At 64.3% G+C, this 15502-nt stretch carries 13 protein-coding genes; 6 read left to right on the top strand and 7 right to left on the bottom strand.

Translation table 11 applies throughout. The features are described from left to right. Positions 1–114: 114 nt before the first annotated feature. The 4 genes from ACOQPC_RS03310 to ACOQPC_RS03295 all read left to right on the top strand — a co-directional run bounded on the left by ACOQPC_RS03310 (position 115) and on the right by ACOQPC_RS03295 (position 7512). Complete coding sequence (locus ACOQPC_RS03310) at positions 115–1044, top strand: hypothetical protein (protein WP_420607245.1); 930 nt, start codon at positions 115–117, stop codon at positions 1042–1044. Next, positions 953–1993 (top strand): tRNA lysidine(34) synthetase TilS, encoded by a 1041-nt coding sequence (gene tilS / locus ACOQPC_RS03305; RefSeq protein WP_420607244.1) that lies wholly within the window; start codon positions 953–955, stop codon positions 1991–1993. Before ACOQPC_RS03310 ends, tilS begins: the two co-directional genes overlap by 92 nt. Before the next feature lie 492 nt (positions 1994–2485). Next, the gene (gene ftsH, locus ACOQPC_RS03300; RefSeq protein ID WP_420607243.1) at positions 2486–4441 is read left to right on the top strand and encodes an ATP-dependent zinc metalloprotease FtsH; all 1956 of its coding nucleotides are present in this window, start codon (positions 2486–2488) and stop codon (positions 4439–4441) included. A 281-nt stretch (positions 4442–4722) separates the two neighbouring features. Then, entirely contained in the window at positions 4723–7512 is a 2790-nt protein-coding gene (locus tag ACOQPC_RS03295) for a DUF3857 domain-containing protein (protein ID WP_420607242.1), read from the top strand. A gap of 33 nt (positions 7513–7545) precedes the next feature. Here ACOQPC_RS03295 and rpoZ read toward each other — a convergent pair whose 3' ends face one another. From rpoZ to ACOQPC_RS03280, 3 genes are all read right to left on the bottom strand, one after another. Beyond that, complete coding sequence (rpoZ, locus tag ACOQPC_RS03290; protein WP_420607241.1) at positions 7546–7881, bottom strand: DNA-directed RNA polymerase subunit omega; 336 nt, start codon at positions 7879–7881, stop codon at positions 7546–7548. Positions 7882–7978: 97 nt separating this feature from the next. After that, the gene (locus ACOQPC_RS03285) at positions 7979–9334 is read right to left on the bottom strand and encodes a PQQ-dependent sugar dehydrogenase (protein WP_420607240.1); all 1356 of its coding nucleotides are present in this window, start codon (positions 9332–9334) and stop codon (positions 7979–7981) included. A gap of 71 nt (positions 9335–9405) precedes the next feature. Beyond that, positions 9406–9585 (bottom strand): hypothetical protein, encoded by a 180-nt coding sequence (locus ACOQPC_RS03280; RefSeq protein WP_420607239.1) that lies wholly within the window; start codon positions 9583–9585, stop codon positions 9406–9408. Between the two features lie 147 nt (positions 9586–9732). Here ACOQPC_RS03280 and ACOQPC_RS03275 point away from each other — a divergent pair, with 147 nt between their 5' ends. After that, on the top strand, positions 9733–9942 hold the full coding sequence (locus ACOQPC_RS03275; RefSeq protein WP_420607238.1) for a hypothetical protein: 210 nt from the start codon (positions 9733–9735) through the stop codon (positions 9940–9942). Positions 9943–9960: 18 nt separating this feature from the next. On the opposite strand, the gene argC is transcribed toward ACOQPC_RS03275, so the two are convergent. The 3 genes from argC to ACOQPC_RS03260 all read right to left on the bottom strand — a co-directional run bounded on the left by argC (position 9961) and on the right by ACOQPC_RS03260 (position 12838). Then, positions 9961–10887 (bottom strand): N-acetyl-gamma-glutamyl-phosphate reductase, encoded by a 927-nt coding sequence (gene argC / locus ACOQPC_RS03270; protein ID WP_420607237.1) that lies wholly within the window; start codon positions 10885–10887, stop codon positions 9961–9963. Between the two features lie 96 nt (positions 10888–10983). Next, positions 10984–11379, bottom strand: coding sequence for a MarR family transcriptional regulator (locus tag ACOQPC_RS03265; protein ID WP_420607236.1), 396 nt, complete (start codon positions 11377–11379; stop codon positions 10984–10986). A 67-nt stretch (positions 11380–11446) separates the two neighbouring features. Next, on the bottom strand, positions 11447–12838 hold the full coding sequence (locus tag ACOQPC_RS03260) for a leucyl aminopeptidase family protein (RefSeq protein WP_420607235.1): 1392 nt from the start codon (positions 12836–12838) through the stop codon (positions 11447–11449). A gap of 53 nt (positions 12839–12891) precedes the next feature. On the opposite strand from ACOQPC_RS03260, the gene ACOQPC_RS03255 reads away from it, so the two are divergent. Beyond that, positions 12892–13740, top strand: coding sequence for a DUF4163 domain-containing protein (locus ACOQPC_RS03255; RefSeq protein ID WP_420607234.1), 849 nt, complete (start codon positions 12892–12894; stop codon positions 13738–13740). A gap of 227 nt (positions 13741–13967) precedes the next feature. Here ACOQPC_RS03255 and ACOQPC_RS03250 read toward each other — a convergent pair whose 3' ends face one another. Further along, a complete protein-coding gene (locus ACOQPC_RS03250; RefSeq protein WP_420607233.1) occupies positions 13968–15482 on the bottom strand; it encodes a flavin-containing monooxygenase in 1515 nt (504 codons plus the stop codon). Positions 15483–15502: the final 20 nt, after the last annotated feature.

Below are 15502 nucleotides of genomic sequence, written 5' to 3'. Positions count from 1 at the left end.
CGCGGGATCGACAATGCGGTTCTCACACGATGATCCGGCGGTGCGGAGGCCCGAGCGATCCGTTACGGACTTGCACGGAACCGTCCTGAGGACGACCGGAACGAGAGGAAAACGATGCGCTTCAAATATCTGACAATGGCGAGTGCGGCCTTCATGGCGGCCGCGGCATCGATGCCGATGGCCGCGGGCGCGCAGGATGTCAGCGTGCCGAGCCGGCTCGACCGGATCGAGCAGGAGGTGCGCGCGCTGCAGCGAAAGGTTTTTCCGGGCGGTTCGGACAAATATTTCGAGCCCGAAATCCAGGCCCAGCAGCCCCCGCGCAGCGTGCCCGGTACCACCGGCGATACCAGCACCGTCGGCAATCTGATGGCGCGCGTCGACGCGCTGGAGGGCCAGCTCGCCAGTCTGACCGGTCAGGTCGAGGAGCGCGGCTATCAGCTGCGCCAGCTGGAAACCCAGTTGAAGGCGATGCAGGACCGGCTCGCCAAGCTCGAGGCGGCGCCCGCCGCCGTGCCGGTGCCTGAAGAGGAAGCGCCCGCCGCCACCGCTGCCGAGAACCCCGCGCGCCCGGCCTCGGCTGCCGAAAAACCATCCGCCGTCGCTACGGCCTCGCGCCAGCAGGCGGTCGCCGCGATCGAGCGGCCATCCACCGGAGACGCGGCGGAGGACAGCTATGTCTACGGCTACAGATTGTGGGAGGCCGGCTTTTTCCCGGAGGCACAGGTGCAGCTGGCCAAGACGGTGAAGGATTATCCCAAGGCCGCGCGCGTCAGCTACGCACGCAACCTGCTCGGCCGCGCATGGCTCGACGACAAGAAGCCGGCTACGTCCGCGCAGCATTTCCTGGAAAATTACCAGCAGGACCCGCGCGGCGACCGCGCACCCGACAGCCTGTATTTTCTCGGCGTCGCGCTGACGCAGCTCGACAAGAAGAGCGAAGCCTGTCAAGCCTATGCCGAACTGGCCGACGTCTATCCCGACGCCGCCTCGGGTCGGCTGGCCGATCGCGTCGCCTCCGGCAAGGCCAAGGCCGATTGCAAGTGACCTGAGCGGACGCTTCGCCCGCGGGCTCGAACGGGCGGCGGGCGGCGCGGTCGAACGGCTGGGACTGGCCGTATCGGGCGGCCCGGACAGCCTCGCGCTGCTGCTGCTGGCGGAAGAAGCGATGCCGGGCCGGATCGCGGCGGCCACAGTCGATCACGGGCTGCGGCCCGAGGCGGCGGACGAGGCGGCCTATGTCGCCGATAGCTGCGCGGCGCGGTCGATCCCGCACGAGATTCTTCGGCTCTCGAAGCCGATCGCCGGCAATATCCAGGCGGCGGCGCGCGCGGCGCGCTACGAACTGCTCGAGGCATGGGCCGACCGCTCCGATCTGCGCTTCGTCGCCACCGCGCATCATGCCGACGACCAGCTGGAGACGCTGCTGATGCGGCTGGCGCGTGGCAGCGGCCTATCCGGGCTGTCCGGCATCCGCCGCCGCAACGGCGCGATCCTGCGCCCGCTGCTGGGCTTCACCAAAGCGGAATTGATCGCCTGCTGCGCCGCAGCCGGGCTGTCTCCGGTCGACGATCCCAGCAACCGCGACGATGCCTTCGACCGGGTGCGGATGCGCGCGCTGCTGTCGCGCGCGCCCGATATTTTCCCACCCGCCGCCGCCGTGCGCACCGCCGATGCGATGGCCGAGGCGGACGCCGCCTTGCGCTGGGTCGCCGAACGCGAACAAAGTCTCGCCCTCGAACACGCGCCGGACGGCACTCTCCTGCTCGCCGCCGCCGCCTTCCCCCACGAAATCCAGCGCCGCCTCCTCGCCGCCGCGCTGGCGGAGCTCGGCGAACATCCGCGCGGCGAGACGCTGGCCGAGGCGCTGGGCCGGCTGCGTTCGGGCCAGCCGTGCAGCGTGGGCGCGGCCATGTGCCGGCCCGATGGAGAGCGTTGGCGCCTGGGACCCGCGCCGCCCCGCCGCGGAAGAGCTGAAGTCGGTGAAGACGAATGAGAGATGAAAAACCCTTCTACTGCCCGGGCGGGAGAAGGATATGCAAGCTTGGCGCGAAGCGCCTAGCTGGAGTTGGATGAGGGTGGGTGGCGCGCCAGCGCCATCGACGCACTGACAGCTCGTGGGGCATCCCCTCACCGCTGCGCTCCGGATCAAGTCGGGGGCTCGCTCCCCTCCCGTCAACGGGAGAGGGTTTGAGAAACCGGCCGCGAATAATCCTGTCCTACGAGCCATGTTCGTGCTATGTTCGGTCCATGATCCGCCCGTCTTCCGCGCCGACAGCCTCGCCCTCATGCCGCTCGTCGATCCCGGTCAACGGTTCGCCGCAATTTCTTGCCCCCATCCCTGTAATCCGTGTCACCTTACGCGCCCGATTGCGGCTGGCGCCGCCGCTGAAAGCTCTTCCGCGGCGCCGCGAGATGATTGCCGCGCGCGTTATATTGCCATTCACCATCGCCGCCTTACATTGGGCGGGTTGGAACGGAGCATGAGATGAACGACGAACAGGAGCCGAAAGGCAATCCCTGGATGAAGAGCATGATGATCTGGGCGGGCGCGATCCTTGCGGTCCTGCTCGTCTTCTCGGTGTTCGATGGCGGCCGCGCCACCGACGCGCAGGGCGTGAGCTATTCCACATTCCGCGAAAAGGTCACATCCGGTTCGGTCAAGAGCGTCCAGATCGGACCCGACCGGATCATCGGCATCTATACCGACGACAGCAAGTTCCAGACCATCCCCGTGCCCAATGACACCAGCCTCAACCAGCTGCTGGAGGCCAATGGCGTCGAGGCCAGCGGCATGGCGCAGGAGCAACCGAGCATCTGGCTGTATATTTTATCGCAGTCGCTACCGTTTCTCCTGATCATCGGCATCGCCTTTTTCGTGCTGCGCCAGATGCAGAAGGGCGGCGGCGCCAGCGGCGCGATGGGCTTCGGCAAATCCAAGGCCAAATTGCTGACCGAAAAGCACGGCAAGGTCACCTTTCAGGACGTCGCGGGCATCGACGAAGCGCGCGAGGAACTGGAGGAAATCGTCGAGTTTCTCAAGGACCCGACCAAATTCTCCAAGCTCGGCGGCAAGATTCCCAAGGGCGCGCTGCTGGTCGGTTCGCCCGGCACCGGCAAAACGCTGCTGGCCCGCGCCATCGCGGGCGAGGCGGGCGTGCCGTTCTTCACCATTTCCGGTTCGGACTTCGTCGAGATGTTCGTCGGCGTCGGTGCGTCCCGGGTCAGGGACATGTTCGAACAGGCCAAGAAGAACGCGCCGTGCATCCTGTTCATCGACGAGATCGACGCCGTGGGCCGCCATCGCGGCGCCGGTCTCGGCAACGGCAACGACGAGCGCGAGCAGACGCTGAACCAGCTGCTGGTCGAGATGGACGGCTTCGAGGCCAATGAGGGCATCATCATCATCGCGGCGACCAACCGCCCCGATGTGCTCGATCCCGCGCTGCTGCGTCCCGGCCGCTTCGACCGTCAGGTCGTGGTGCCGCGCCCCGATATCGAGGGCCGCGAGAAGATTCTCGGCGTGCACATGAAGAAGCTTCCGCTGGCACCCGACGTCAACAGCCGCACGATCGCGCGCGGCACCCCCGGTTTCTCGGGCGCCGATCTCGCCAATCTGGTCAATGAGGCCGCGCTGCTGGCCGCGCGCCGCGCCAAGCGCCTCGTCGCCATGCAGGAGTTCGAGGACGCCAAGGACAAGGTCATGATGGGCTCCGAGCGCCGCTCCATGGTGATGACCGACGACGAGAAAAAGATGACCGCCTATCACGAGGCCGGCCACGCGATCGTTGCCATTCACGAGCCGGCGTCGGACCCGATCCACAAGGCCACGATCATCCCGCGCGGCCGCGCGCTCGGCATGGTCATGCGCCTGCCCGAGCGGGACAGCTACAGCTATCACCGCGACAAGATGCACGCCAACCTCGCCGTTTCGATGGGCGGACGCGTGGCCGAGGAGATCATCTTCGGCTACGACAAGGTGAGCTCGGGCGCGTCGAGCGATATCCAGTACGCCACCAAGCTCGCGCGCGACATGGTGACGCAATGGGGCATGTCGGACGAGATGGGCCCGCTGCAATATGAGGAGCCGCAGGGCGAGACGTTCCTGGGCTATTCGCAATCGCAGCGCAGCCATATGTCGGACGAGACCGCCAAGAAGATCGATAAGGAAATCCGGCGCATCGTCGAAGAAGGCTATGAGCGGGCCAGGGCGCTGCTGACCGACCATGACGAACAGCTCCACCAGCTCGCCAACGCCATGCTGGAATATGAAACCTTGTCGGGTGACGAGATCAGGCAGCTACTCGAGACCGGCAAGTTCGAGCGCGAGGACGGCGAGATCGTCAAGCCTTCGGAAACCCCGCAAATCGGTACTCTGATCCCTTCCGCCGGACGCGGCAAGCCGAAAAATCCGTTTGGTGATCCGCGGCCACAGGGCGCTTGAGCCGCTCGCCGATAGCTGCGAAAAGGGTCCGCCAGGACCCTTTTCTTTTGGCGATTATGTACCTTGCAAACCCTGTCGGATGGAAATTCCAAACAGCATGGCTCCGCCTTTCTTTGTTCGTCATGCCAGCGAAAGCTGGCATCTCAGGACTTATGGCGATCCCGCCCGAGACCCCAGCTTTCGCTGGGGTGACGAAAAAGGAAACGGGTTTGCAAAGTACATAATCGCCTTTCTTTGGGGAAAACTATAGAGATCGCGCCAAATCGCGATTGGGGGGAAGCATGATATATTCCGGAACGCGCGGGCTTTTTCTGGCGGCGCTGCTCTGCTCGTCGTCCGCCGTCATCGCACAGGAGGAGCAGCCAAGCTACGCGCCGGCGCCGGACTGGATCGATCCGGCCGAACTTCCCCCGTTGGACGAGAGAGGCGAGCGGGTCTTTCTGATCAGCGACAACCAGATCAGGATCGAGGGTGGACGCGAACTCGTTTACAGCGACATCGCCTATCAGCTCGTTTCGCCCGAGATGCTTTCGGCGGCCGGCAATATCCAATTGCAATGGCAACCCGACGTCCAGGACATGCTGATCCATTCGATCCAGATCGTCCGAGGCGGCGACGTGATCGACGCGCTGGCCGATGACAAACGCTTGGAAGTCATCCGGCGGGAAGCGAACCTGGAACGCTTAGCGATCGACGGCGTGCTGACCGCGACCATGCAGCTTACCGGATTGCAGCTCGGCGATGTCATCCGCATACGCGCCACGCGCGTCAACGAAGATCCGGCGCTGGACGGCAACGCCGCCGGCTTGCAACCGATCCCCGCCGCTCCGGTGCAGATCGGACTCAACCGCTTCCGCCTGATTTGGCCGACCCGCACCCCGCTGAAATGGACCGCGGACGATGGCGCGCGGATCGCGGAAACGGAACGGGCCGGCGAACACGAGATCCGGTTCGAAGGCGTGCTGCCCAAGCCCAGGGAGCAGGCGGACAACGCGCCCGCCCGTTTCACCAAGCCGCCGACCATAAACTACAGCACTTTCGCGGACTGGAACGCCGTCAGCCGCAGCGCCGCGAAACTGTTCGAAGACCGCGCGTCGTTCGATCCGGACGGCGGACTGGCCGGCGAAGTGACGCGGATCGCCACCGAAAGCAGTGACGCCACGACGCGGATGGCGAGCGCCGTGGCGCTGGTCCAGTCCAAGATCCGCTATCTCTACAACGGATTGGCTTTCGGCAATTACACCCCGCAAGACCCCGATGTCACTTGGCAAAAGCGCTACGGAGACTGCAAGGCGAAGAGTCTTCTGCTGACGACCATCCTGCGCGCATTGGGCATCGACGCGCAGCCCATGCTGGTCAATATGAAGGACGGCGACGTTATCGGCGATCTGCTGCCGGGCTTTTACCCTTTCAACCATATGGTGGTGCGCGCCCGGGTTGACGGTACGGATTACTGGCTCGACGGCACCAAGCTCGGAACCACCCCGGCAAACATCCTGGACGTGCCGCTGTTCTACAAGGCGCTGCCGTTGACGACCGATGGCTCGGGTCTGGTCGATGTTCCCTTCCGCCCGCTCAGCGTGCCGACCAAATCCGTGGAAAAGACGATCGACAACCGTGCGGGCATCGGATTTCCGACGCTCGTCCACACCGTCGTCACGCTCCGCGGCGACGAGGCCGCCGCCATGAAAACGGCACAGGCGGGACTGGATAAAGACAGTTTTCAGGATCAGCTGGACCAGTTTCTCGGAAACGAAGCCTGGGGCAGCGGTTTTGCGACGGACGCTTCGGTTCGGTTCGAGGATGACGGGCGTACCGCCATTGTTACGGGTCAGACCATAGAAAACGGTTTCTGGTCCTGGTCCGGTCATCGCTACGAAACGGAACTGAGTCCTTGGGTGGAAACCCATGAGTTCAACGAGAACCGCGGACGACCGGAATGGTCCGATACCCCCGTGTACATCGGGGATGCCACCTACTGGACCTATAAGGTTTCCGTACTGCTGCCGGAGAACGCGACGTCATTCGACTTGACGGGAAAACCGGTTTTCGACGAGCGCATCGCGGGAATTCACTTCCAGCACGATTTTCGGCTCAACGGCAACCGCCTCGATGGAAGCATGGTCTATCGGTCGGTCGCGGCTGAAGTGCCGGCATCGGACCTGCCGAATATCCGTGCCGATCTTGCCCGCGCGAGAGCGGACAAGCTCAAACTGGTTGCGCCGCCAACGGTGGAAAGCAAGGCGGTGTCGGTGGTCACCGCTTATAAGGAGGGCCGCGCCGCGTCGTTGAAGAAAGCCTATGACGGAGCCGTCGCGCGGGCCGAACCCGACGAGTTGCTGCCCTATCGCAACCGCGCGTCGTTCCTGATGGGCGTCGGCGATCATGACGGCGCCGCTGCAGACATCGAACATGTTCTCGGCAGGGAGCCGGATGTGGAAAATTATCTTCTGCTCGCCCGAATGCGCGAGCAGGATCATCCCGAACTGGCGCTTGCAGCCGTCGCGGAGGCGCGCAAGCTCGATCCGTCGTCCACCGAAACCATGCGGGAAATGGCGAAAATCCTGTGGCTCCACCACCGTCCGGAAGAAATGCTGTCCGCAGCGGACGAGTTCGAGTCGGCGGGCGTCGAGCGGAAGGATATCGCTATCGTACGCGCGAACGCGCTGGCGCAGAGCGGTAAGAGCGAGGAAGCACTGGCGCTGCTGGGCGCGGCGTTCGACGCCAAGCCGGGAGATGCCGAACTATACCGCGCAAGCTGCGAACTCAAAGCGGGTTACGGCCTGGCTCTGGACAGCGCGCTGAAGGACTGCACCCGCGCCGCCGAGCTCAGCGAGAGCAGCTATGCCGCGCTGGAAAATCGTGGCCTGATCTATTGGCGGAAGGACCGCAGGGAGGAAGCAATGGAAGACTGGCGGTCTGCGCTTCTGACCAATCCGGACGCCCAGCATGCGCGCTATTTCATCGGCTTGGCCGCGGGCGGAAAAGACGGACAGCGCCTTCAGGATCAGGCGATTATGGCGGATCCCGAATTGCCGTTGGAAGCCCGGATATGGAAACTCAAAAGCTGAGCGGCGACCGCCCGTCCTCGCCGGGCCGATTTTTCAGTCGCGCGCGACGCCCGCCGAGCGGGCCGGCGCCGCGGCGGTGACGCGAAGCGCCTCGGCGGACTGGCTGAGCGAGCTCACTTCCTCGATCTCGTCGTCATCATCGACCTGCACCTTTTGCAGCGACTGGACGAGACCTTCTTCGAGATGCTTGGGCTTGACCGTCTGCTCGGCGATTTCGCGCAGCGCGACGACGGGGTTTTTGTCCCGGTCGCGATCGATCGTCAGATCGGCGCCGCCGGAAATCTCGCGCGCGCGCTCGGCGGCGAAGAGGACCAGATCGAAACGGTTCGAGACCTTGTCGACACAATCTTCAACGGTTACACGCGCCATGACGGCTCCTATGCTCTGGAATGTACGGGGGGATGTACGGGATTTGAGGCCGACCGGAGTTAGGGATCGGCCTCGTCAAAGTCAAGCGGGGTCGCGCTCAGCGCACGCTGCCGCTGGCTGCCGGTGCGGAAGCGTCCGGCGTAACGCGCCATATCACATTGCCGACATCGTCGCTGACCAGCAGCGCACCGGTCTTGTCGGCGGCAAGCATGGTCGGGCGGCCGTGCGCATCGCCGTTCTGGTCGAGAAAGCCGGAGAGTATCTCGATCTGCTTGCCGACCGGCCTGGCATTGCGGAACGGCACGAAGATCACATCGTAACCCGATGGCGGCTCGCGGTTCCAGCTGCCGTGCCGCGCGACAAAGGCGCCATTGGCAAAGCTTCCGCCCAGTCTCGTCCTATCGGCAAAGACCAGCCCAAGCGCCGCGACATGGGGGCCGAGCGAATAGTCCGGGCGCCGCTCATACTGACGCTTTTCGGGCCGTGCTGGCTTTACGCGGGGATCGGTATATCCGCCCCAATAATGCCACGGCCATCCGTAATCCGCGCCGAATTCGACTTCCGCCAGATAATCGGGGACCAGATCCGATCCGAGCATGTCGCGCTCGTTCACGACCGCCCATAAAATATCGCTGCCAGGATAGAAAGCGAGACCCACCGGGTTGCGCATGCCGGTGGCGAGGGGGATCGCCTTGCCGGTGGTGAGATCATATTCGATCACCATCGCCCGGCCCCGTTCGCTGTCGAGCCCGTTGTCGCCGATATTGCTGTTCGATCCGACCGCGATGTAAAGCTTCTTCTGGTCCGGGCTCACCGCCAGATTGCGCGTCCAGTGGGTGTTCGGCGCCATCGCGTTCAGCCCATAAAGCTTGCGCCCTTTCGCGCTAATCTCGGTCGCATCGGGCCGATAGGGAAAGACCAGCAGCGCATCGGTATCGGCGACGTAGAATTTGTCACCGATCACGGCCATCCCGAAGGGCGAGTTCAACCCCTTGAGAAAAGTCGAGCGCAAATCCACCTCGCCGTCGCCATCGCTGTCGCGCAGCAAGGTGATGCGGTTGGCCGATGGCGTGTCGGCACCGGCGCGGCCGAGCAGATGCTTCATCACCCAGCCTTGAATCCCGCCATTCTCGCGCGGCGGACTGTTCGTTTCGGCCACCAGGATATCGCCGTTCGGCATGGTGTAGAGATTGCGCGGATGATCGAGACCGTCGGCGAAGCGCGCAACGGTCAACCCCGCGGCGGCGGCCGGCTTCTGATCCTCGCTCCACCGCGCGACTTCGGCGATATCGACGGTGGGCACCATCTGCGGCCGCGGATCGCCGAGCACGGGATCGACCCCGACCATCTCGTCCATCGGGACCTGCGCCTCGTCGGGCCGGGTAATCCAGAACGCAACCCCAATCGCGAGAACGACGGCGATAATGGCGAGGTTGCGAATATGTTTGAGCATGGTTCAGAGGTAATCCGCACGGCCCGGCGTGGCAAGTCGCCGCCCAGCAATTCGATTTGGTATGCAAAGGCTCAACCCCGCGCGCGGTCGATCAGCCAGATTGCAAGCGCGATCGCGCATCCGATTCCTAGTCCGATCACCATGTAAAGCGACGGCTGCCCCCGAAATGTTCCCAGAACCGCGCCGCCGAGCATGCCCGCGGCGATGAAGAAACCACCGGCAACGGGGTTTTTGGTGGGAGGCGATGCCATGCTGGATCGCTTCGCATGGGAGCTCCGCGCGGGCAAGGAGAAGCGTCAACTGGTCGTCAACCATGGTGTTCCACGCTTCGTCCACCGGTCGAATATAGAAGCTTCGCACCGGGCCGCGGGCCTCGACCTTTGCCCCAGGGAGCTTATATGCAGGCACCGATTTTCCTGAAGCGCGACGATGTGACCGAGGCCGAGATGTTGATCCGCAGCTTCGGGCCCGAAGCCGGCCTGGAGGCCGCCGAGCGCGCCGAAAGCAGCCGTACCATCGGAAATGCCCTGCAATTCTGCCGCTGGCGTCAGATCGAACGGCTCATCGTGCTGCTGTCGGCGGCGCGAGTCCAAGGCACGGTCCACTAATGCCGCTGGCCTGACCTGCTAAAGCCATAGCCCTTCGGTTTCCGGCTCTCCCGCCATCAGATTGAGATTCTGCACCGCCGCCCCGCTCGCGCCCTTGCCGAGATTGTCGAGCGTGGCGATCAACCGTACCCGGCGGCCATCGGCGCTGGCGAAGACGTGGAGATCGAGCCGATCCGACCGCGGCGCATCGCGCGCGATCAGCAGTTCGTCCGGCGTTTCGCCGCGATGCACGGTAACCAGCGCCTCGCCGTCATAATGCTCCGCCAGGGCATCGACGAGCGCATCGGCGCCGGCCGCTGCCGGCATCGCCGCAAGCGGAACCGGCACCTCCACCTGCATCCCGCGAAACCCCGGAACCACCGCCGGCGCGAAGATCGGCGTCTCTTTCAGCCCGGCATGGACGCGCATTTCAGGCAGATGCTTATGATCGAGCGACAGACCATAGCTGCGAAACGCGGGCGCATCGGCCTGCCCGAAACGTTCGATCAGCGCCTTGCCGCCGCCCGAATAGCCCGACATGGCGTGGATGCTATATGGCCAGTCCGCCAAGAGCAGTCTGCGCGCGACCAAAGGCGCGACGAGCGCGAGAAATCCCGTTGGATAACAGCCGGGATTGGAGACCAGCCGGGCACCGGCGATCGCTTCACGCCGCCCCGGCGCCAGTTCGGCGAAACCATAGCTCCAGTCAGGATCGATGCGGTGCGCGCTGGAGGCATCGATGAAGCGCGTTTTCTCGCCCCCCCATGCCACCGCCTCGCGGGCGGCTTCATCGGGCAGGCAGAGGATCACGATATCGGCCGCGTCGATCGCCTCGCGCCGTTTGCGGATGTCCTTGCGATCCGCTTCGCCGAGCGTGATCGGTTCGTAGGCCGCGCGCTCCGCCAACCGCTCACGGATTTCGAGGCCGGTCGTGCCGGCGGCGCCGTCGATGAAAATTCTGGGCATGGTGCGTGTCCGTGACGGCGACATGAGCGATCGCATCGGCTAAGACTTATCAACCCTACAAATCAAGCCCTCGCCAATCGCAAGCCCAGGCGAGGATCAGTGATTGACGAGGCTGGGCGTTTCGAGGCGCGCGGGGAAGCCGCCCTCGCGCTTGTCCCTGTCCAATCGGATGAACCGCTCGAACCGGTCGAGAAAGCCCACGCCCTTGTCGGTGCCGACCACGAAGACGTTGCGGCCATCCGCCTCGTCGCGCTGCCGTCGCAGATAGCCGAGCTGGCCGAGCTTGTTGAGCGCGCGGGTAATGACGGGTTTCGACACGCGCAGGCGTTCGGCGAGACCGCGCACCGTGTGTGGGCCGTGACGCGTATAGACGGTGAAGATGATCGCCATCTGTCGGTTGGTGAGATCGGGATCGCCCGAACGCACATAAGCGATAAGCGTCTCCATCCAGTCCAGCATAGAGTCGGTGGTGGAAAGGGGATCGTGATCCATCGGCATGTCGAGAGAAACGGTCTCGACGCGAAATGGTTTCCTTAACGTTACATTCCCGGCCGCTGCATCATTTTTTCGATTCGTAGCGTAATTTCAAATAGCTGAAACTCGCGCGAAGACCCAAAGCCTCGCCGCCCTTGGGCCTGCCGGGCTTCGGCGCGGGACGCCAGGCAAAGGTGTCGAAATGCGCCCATTCGGCGTTCGCCGGCGCGAATTTCTTCAGGAACAGCGCCGCGGTGATCGAACCGGCGAACCCGCCGCTCGCGCTGTTGACGCAATCGGCGATGTCGCTCGACAGCATCTCGGTGTAACCATCCCACAAGGGCAGGCGCCAGACCGGATCGTCCTCGGCCTTGCCGCCCGCGATCAGCCCATCGGCCAGCGCGTCGTGCGTCGCAAACAGCGCCGGCAGATCGGGACCGAGCGCCACGCGCGCCGCGCCGGTGAGCGTGGCGAAATCGATCACCAGTTCGGGATCGTCCTCGCCCGCCTTGGTCAGCGCGTCGGCCAGGATCAGCCGTCCTTCCGCGTCGGTATTGTCGATCTCGACGGTGAGTCCGCTGCGCGCGGTGATGATGTCGCCGGGGCGAAGCGCATTGCCGGAGATCGCGTTCTCGACCGCGGGCACCAGCATGTGCAACCGCACCGGCAGCCGCGCCTTCATCACCAGCTCGGCGAGCGTGAGCGCGTGCGCCGATCCGCCCATATCCTTCTTCATCAGCCGCATGCCGGTCGACGATTTGACGTCGAGCCCGCCCGAATCGAACACCACGCCCTTGCCGACGATCGCCAGCCGGGGATGATCCTCGCGCCCCCAACGCAGCTCGATCAGGCGTGGGGCATGGTCGCGCATCGCCGCCTGGCCGACGGCGTGGATCAGCGGGTAGCCGGTCTTCAACGCGTCGCCGCGCGTCACCTCTACCGTTCCCCCATGGTCCTTGGCGATCCGTTCGGCCTCGGCTTCGAGCGCGGGCGGGCCGCAATCGACCGGCGGCGTGTTCACGAGGGTGCGCACCAGCGCCGTCGCCTCGGCCAGCATCACCGCCTCGTCGATCTTGACCGGCTGATCGGTCAGTAGCACGCGCGGCCCCTCCGGCTCCTTGTCGAGATAGCGATCGAATTTGTACTGCCCCATCATCCAGCCGAAGATCGCGGGGCCGGGGCTGGCTTCCACGAGACGATAGGTGCCCGCGGGCAGGCATTCGGCGAGCTTGGCGAGGCACCAGCTCGACAGATCGTCCGGGTTCGCCACCCCGGCCACCACCGCCCAAGTGTCGCCCTCGCCGGGCAGGATGGCGTAGCTATAGCCCTCGCCCTTGAACTTGTTCGCTGCCATAGCCGCGCGTTCGGCGGCGCTGCGGGTCTTGGCCCAGGCCTCGAAGCCGTCGGTGCCGACGAGATGGATCGCGTGGGCGGTCTGGCCGTTGTCCGGGCGGAGAAGCTTGCTGTAATCGGTCATGCCGGGTCCATAGACCGTAGCGGACCGCCCTGCCCAGCCCCGACGAACGGAGAATGTCGATGCACGCCTATCGTTACGCTTTGGCCAGCGTTTTCTTGCTGGCTGCCTGCTCGTCCGGCGATGCCCCCGCTCCAGCGGATGACGCGGCCACCAGCGCTTCGGCCCATGCTTCCTCGAACGGTGCCGGCGCCAGCGCCGAAACCTCGACCGGCTCCGGGGCATCGACGCCGGATCGGGCCAACGCCTATGATTATGATCAGGACAACGATCTTTACAAGTTCAAGTACAGCTTTCCCGCGGTCGCGCCCGAGTTGGCTTCGATCCTGAAGCGCGAAGCCGAAAGCACGGAGACGCGGCTGAAGGCGGATGCCAGCCAGGCCCGCCAGGATAGCGAGGCGCAAGGTTTCCCCTATCATGCCTATGAGATCCAGCATCAGTGGCAGCAGGTGGCGAATATCACGCGATTCCAGAGCCTGTCGGCGCAAATCTATGCCTTTAGCGGCGGCGCGCACGGCAATACCGGTTACGACGCGCTGGTGTGGGACAAGCAGGCGGGCAAGGAATTGAAGCCGATCGACTTCTTCTCCTCTCCCGCCGCATTGGGAGCCGTCATTCGCCAGCCTTTCTGTAAGGCGCTCGATGCCGAACGGCGCAAGAAGCGCGACGGGCAGCTTGGCGGCGGCCCGGACGATCCTTTCAGCGAATGCATCGACCCGCTCGAGCAGACGCTGATCCTCGGTTCGTCCAACGGCAAAACGTTCGACCGGCTGGGCATCCTCATCGGCCCTTATGCCGCCGGCCCTTATGCCGAAGGCAGTTACGACGTAACCTTGCCGGTGACGGGGGCCGTTATGAAGACGGTAAAACAGTCTTATCGGGAGGCGTTCAGCGTGAAGCGCTAAGCGCGCGACCGGGGCAGCTTAAATTGTCAAAGTTTACCGGGAACCCCGGTTTAGAAAAAAGCTTTTGCAACTGGCTGTAAGCTTAAGCGGCGCGTAAAATTCGATCCCGGTTGAAACATGCGGCTCTCCATAACCCATATGGTTATCACTAATCGGTCCTGTAGGAAAGCATTTTTCGTCGCAGCGGCGGTTTAGACGGAAGCCGATCGTCCCGCCCAGTCCGCGCCTCATTCCGCCGCCTCCATTGCCGGCGCGGTCGCACGCGCATTCGATTCCCCCGCTCTACGAAACACGAGCACGCCGTCGTCGACCGGGTCCTTGAGCAGGATCTTGCGGTCCAGCAGATAATCCTGGTTGAGCTTCCACGGCTGCGCGGCCCCGTTCCTGGGCAGGATGTCCATCGCGCGCTGGAAATAGCCCGAGGAGAAATCGAACGCCGCCTCGGGCTCGCCCTCGTCCTCCGGCGCGAGATGGGGGATCGCATAATCGGCGCCCTCGGCCTCCACCGCGGCGATCAGGCGGCAGACGTAGCGCGCGACGATATCCGCCTTCAGCGTCCAGCTGGCGTTGACGTAGCCGAACACCGCGGCGAGGTTCGGAATGTTCGAGAACATCGCGCCCTTGTAATAGACATGCTGGCTCCAATCGACCGGCTTGCCGTCGATCGCAAAGGCGATCTTGCCGGCCACCGCGAGCTTCAGCCCGGTGGCGGTGACGACGATGTCCGCCGCGAGATGCTCGCCCGATTTCAGCCGAATGCCGTCCGCGTCGAACCGATCGATATGATCGGTCACGATCTGCGCGTCGCCTTTCTTCAGCGCCTCGAACAGGTCCGCGTCGGGCACCAGGCACAGCCGTTGCTCCCACGGATTATAGGGCGGCGTGAACGTCTTCTCGTCCATTTCTCCGCCCAGCGCCTCGCGGATTTTGCCGTGCAGGAATTCGCCGACCTTGTCGGGCTTGGCGCGCGCGCGGTTGAAGAAGAAGCGCTGCAGCAGAACGTTGCGCGCTCGGACGAGCTTGTAGGCCCATGTGTCCGGCAGAATCCTGCGCAAGCCGTTGGCGAGGGCATCCTCCGACGGGCGGATCGCGTACCAGGTCGGCGTGCGCTGGAGCATGGTGACCTGCGCCGCCTGTTTCGCGATGGCGGGAACCAACGTCACCGCCGTCGCGCCCGATCCGATCACCACCACCCTTTTGCCCGCATAATCCAGATCGTCGGGCCAGAATTGCGGATGGACGATCTGCCCGCCAAAGCTTGTCCGCCCGGGGAATTCCGGCTCATGGCCCTCGTCATAATCATAATAGCCCGAGGCGAGGTAGAGATAGCGCGCGCTGTGGTAGGTGTGCGCGCCGTCCTCGCCCGCCGCCTCCAGCGTCCAGCGCGCGGTCTCGCTCGACCACTGCGCCGTCATCACCTTTTGCCCGAAGCGAATGTGCCGCTTGATGCCGCGCTCGTCGGCGATGCGGTGGAGATAGCTCCGGATCGACGGACCGTCGGCGATCGCCTTTTGCTCGGTCCACGGCTCGAAATCGAAGCCCAGCGTGTGCATGTCGCTGTCCGAGCGGATGCCGGGATATTGGAACAGATCCCACGTCCCGCCAAGGTCCGCGCGCCGTTCGAGAATGGCGTAGCTATTGCCCGGACAATCGCGCTGCAAATGCACCGCCATGCCGATCCCCGATATCCCCGCACCGACGATCAGGACGTCGACATGCCGTACCGGTCCACTATTCTCCATGGCCGGAAGCTTAGGCCGCG

This window comes from Novosphingopyxis sp. (assembly GCF_965218915.1).
GTDB lineage: Bacteria > Pseudomonadota > Alphaproteobacteria > Sphingomonadales > Sphingomonadaceae > Novosphingopyxis.
The sequence above is the reverse complement of the archived record's forward strand: the minus strand, read 5'-3'. Positions and strand labels throughout refer to the sequence as shown.